This window comes from Candidatus Krumholzibacteriia bacterium (assembly GCA_035649275.1).
In the GTDB taxonomy this organism is placed as follows: domain Bacteria; phylum Krumholzibacteriota; class Krumholzibacteriia.
On the sequence record DASRJW010000113.1, the window covers coordinates 1 to 3082 of the forward strand.

Consider the following 3082-nt stretch of genomic DNA (forward strand, 5'->3'; position numbering starts at 1 on the left):
GTGCTCCGGCGTCACCGACTGCGCCCCGAGCACCATGTCGCCTTCGTTTTCCCGATCCTCGTCGTCGACGACCAGGACGAAGCGCCCGGCGCGGATTTCCTCGATGGCCTTCTCGACGTTGTCGAAGTCGCTCATGCCGCACCCCCTTCGCTCCCGCTTCGCCGGCTGGCGCCGCCACGCCTCGCGCCAACGCCGCTCGTGCCGCCAACACTCGCCCCGCCGAGAAGCTGCGCCACGCCCTCCCAACTCAGGTCCTGGCGCACGCTCTCGCCGCCCCGCGCCAAGTGCAGGACGTAACGGGCAAGCACGTCGGCCTCGAGGTTGACTTCGTCGCCGGGACGGCGTTCCTGCAACGTGGTGTGTTCCCAGGTGTGCGGGATGAGATAGAGCTCGAAGCGCCCGCTGCGCACCCAGGGACCGACGGTGAGGCTCACACCGTCGACGGCGATGCAGCCCTTCGGAGCGACATAGGCGCGCAGCTCGGCCGGGGCTTCGATCTCGAAGACATGGGTGCGCTCGTCCTGGCGCACGCCGACGAGGCGCCCGCGGCCATCGACGTGGCCGAGAACGAGGTGCCCGTCGAGACGGCCGCCAAGAACGAGGGCGCGTTCCAGGTTGACTCTGCCGCCGGGCCGCAAGCGACCGAGGGTGGTGACGCGGAGTGTCTCCGTTTCCGCCGCGACGCGGAACCAGCCGTCACCGGCTTCCAGTACGGTCTGACAGACGCCATCCACGGCGACGCTGGCGCCGACGCGGAGATCCTTCGTCACCGCGGCGGCGAGGATGTCGAGTCCGACACCGTTGGCCTGCGGCGTCACACTGCGGACGCGGCCGATCTCTTCGACGATCCCGGTGAACATGCTCTCCTCATCCCACGCTCAGCTCGGCTCCGCTCGACTCGACGGGTGGTCGAAGACGTCCAGCGTCTCGCCACCCAGGAGCTGCCGAGAGTGCGGCACTGCACCCTGGCGTCGACTCTCCCAGAGAGACGCCGCTTCCCAGCCCAAACCCTCGAGCCGCAGGTTCGGGTTCTGCAGCACGTAGAGGCGATCCCACAGATCCGCCTCGAGGAAGGTGCGGTGCGTGTGACCGCCGCCTTCGACCAGGACGCTCCAGATCCCGTGGCTCTCCAGCGCCGCAGTCAACGCTTGCAGATCCAACCCGCCCGGCGTGGTCGGAAGCGGCACGATGTCGGCGTGGCCCGCGAGTGCACGGTGCGCCTCGCGCCGCTCTGCCAAGCTGCTCGCAGCGCAGAAGACGAGCGAGCGCTCCTCGCCCGGCCACAGCCACTCCGGCCTGCTGCGGAGTCTGGGGTCGAGCACGATCCGCCGTGGGCTCCGCCCAGGACCATGGTACAACCTGCGATCCAGCCTCGGGCGGTCCCGGGACAGGGTTTCGACCCCGACCAGGACCGCGTCCAGACCCGCCCGGAGGCGGTGCGTGTCCTCCTGGGCGGCGGTCCCGGTGATTCGAGCCGTCTCGCCGCCGGGCCCGGCGATACAGCCATCGGCGCTCAGCGCCACCTTGAGGGCCACGAAGGGACGTTTTCGGCGCTGTCGGGCGATGAAGACGTGATTCAGCTCTTCCGCCTCGCGCCGCAGGAGGCCGACCTCCACTGCGACACCGGTGGCGCGCAGGCGCGCGATGCCGGCTCCCGAGACGAGCGGGTTCGGATCCACCATGGCCGCCACGACGCGAGCGACGGGCCGGCGCAGGATGGCCTCGACGCAGGGCGGCGTCTGGCCTTGGTGGCTGCATGGTTCGAGGTTCACGTACAGCGTGAGCGTGGCCGCCGCATCCTTGCCCGGCTCGAGGTTCGTCAGCGCTGCTTCGAGGGCCTGCGGCTCCGCGTGCGGCATCCCCGCCCGGCGATGCACGCCGGTGCCGACGATGCCGTCGGGGCCGACGACCACGGCGCCGACGAGTGGATTGGGCGACGTCTCACCATAGGCTTCAGCAGCCAACGCGAGAACGCGCTCCATCCACGTCCGATCCTCCGGCGTCCACGACGGCATTCTCTCCCTCGCTCTTCTGGTCTGCAGATCCTCTCACCAAGCCCCACCCTCCGCAGGTCCCCTCTGGACGATGCGCTGCCTGGGATGGGGCCGTTGCTGCTCACGGTCATCCGACTCTGCCGCATGGTAAGGCATGTACCATGACCGCATCGGGCGGGAGGCCTGCCATCATGAAGCATGCCCCAGCAGTTGGTGCGGGCGCCTTGCTGCTTTGTCTCACCTTTCCCTTCGCCCCCGGATCGACCACGCCCGAGCTGGCCGCGGACTTCGACTGGATGTGGGACACCCTTCGGACCCAGCTCTTCGATTCGACGCTGGTGGATCGATTCTTCACCGAGACCCATCGACGTGCGCTCGCCGAATGTGCGCGCGCCGCTAGCTCCCCGGACGAGCTCGCGAGGGCAGTCAACTCTCTGCTGGACTCTTTGAACCTCTCGCACAATCGGGTGTTCACCGAGTCCGATGCCGAGTACTACATGTTCCGCTCCATGTTCGAGAGTCGGGACATCGCCACACCGAAGGTGCACCACCTGGGGATCCAGTGCCTCCCCACGGATCCCTCGGTGTTGCGCGCCGTCTGGGATGGATACCCGGCTGCACGTGCCGGTCTGCGGCGCGGCGACGTCATTCTCGCGGCCGATGGCCGTCCGTTCCACCCCTTGAACTCTTTTCGTGCCGGTGGGCCTGCGACCCTGACGGTTCGTCGGCAGCAAGACACGCTCGAAGTCCGGGTCGATCCCGTTTGCGAAGGCATCAATGCTTCTCTCCTCCAGGCCATGAGGAATAGCGCCAGGCACCTCACCCTCGCGGAGCGTCCGGTGGGGTACCTCCACCTCTGGAGCGGTACGTGTCCTGAAATCCTGAGGGAGTTCACGCGCCTCGTCACCGAGGACTTTCGTGACGTCGATGGCATTCTCCTCGATCTGCGCGATGGCTGGGGTGGCGCCTGGTACGACTACCTGGACCCGTTCTTCGAGGATCGGCGCGACTTCTACGTGTCCACAGCGCTCCGTCGAGACCGGCGCACCATCGGCCGGCCCGACCCGGTGGGCCCGCATGCATGGTTT

4 protein-coding genes are annotated in these 3082 nt (G+C 68.1%); 1 reads left to right on the forward strand and 3 read right to left on the reverse strand.

Features of this window, described 5'->3' with window-relative positions; genetic code table 11:
- The 3 genes from VFE28_12070 to ribD all read right to left on the reverse strand — a co-directional run.
- Positions 1-135 (reverse strand): 3,4-dihydroxy-2-butanone-4-phosphate synthase (locus VFE28_12070; GenBank protein HZM16728.1); only part of this gene is annotated, 135 nt, incomplete at its 3' end.
- A complete protein-coding gene (locus tag VFE28_12075; protein ID HZM16729.1) occupies positions 132-860 on the reverse strand; it encodes a riboflavin synthase in 729 nt (242 codons plus the stop codon). The genes VFE28_12075 and VFE28_12070, both read right to left, overlap by 4 nt.
- An 18-nt stretch (positions 861-878) precedes the next feature.
- Positions 879-2015 carry a bifunctional diaminohydroxyphosphoribosylaminopyrimidine deaminase/5-amino-6-(5-phosphoribosylamino)uracil reductase RibD gene (gene ribD, locus VFE28_12080; protein HZM16730.1) on the reverse strand — a complete coding sequence of 379 codons (1137 nt, stop codon included), beginning with the start codon at positions 2013-2015 and terminating at the stop codon, positions 879-881.
- Positions 2016-2185: 170 nt separating this feature from the next.
- Here ribD and VFE28_12085 point away from each other — a divergent pair.
- Positions 2186-3082: PDZ domain-containing protein (locus tag VFE28_12085; protein HZM16731.1), on the forward strand; the 897-nt coding region annotated here is incomplete at its 3' end.

Coding starts and splice junctions, on each gene's coding strand:
- VFE28_12075 (HZM16729.1), bottom strand. CDS start 860: ATGTTCACCGGGATCGTCGAAGAGATCGGCCGCGTCCGCAGTGTGACG.
- ribD (HZM16730.1), bottom strand. CDS start 2,015: ATGCCGTCGTGGACGCCGGAGGATCGGACGTGGATGGAGCGCGTTCTC.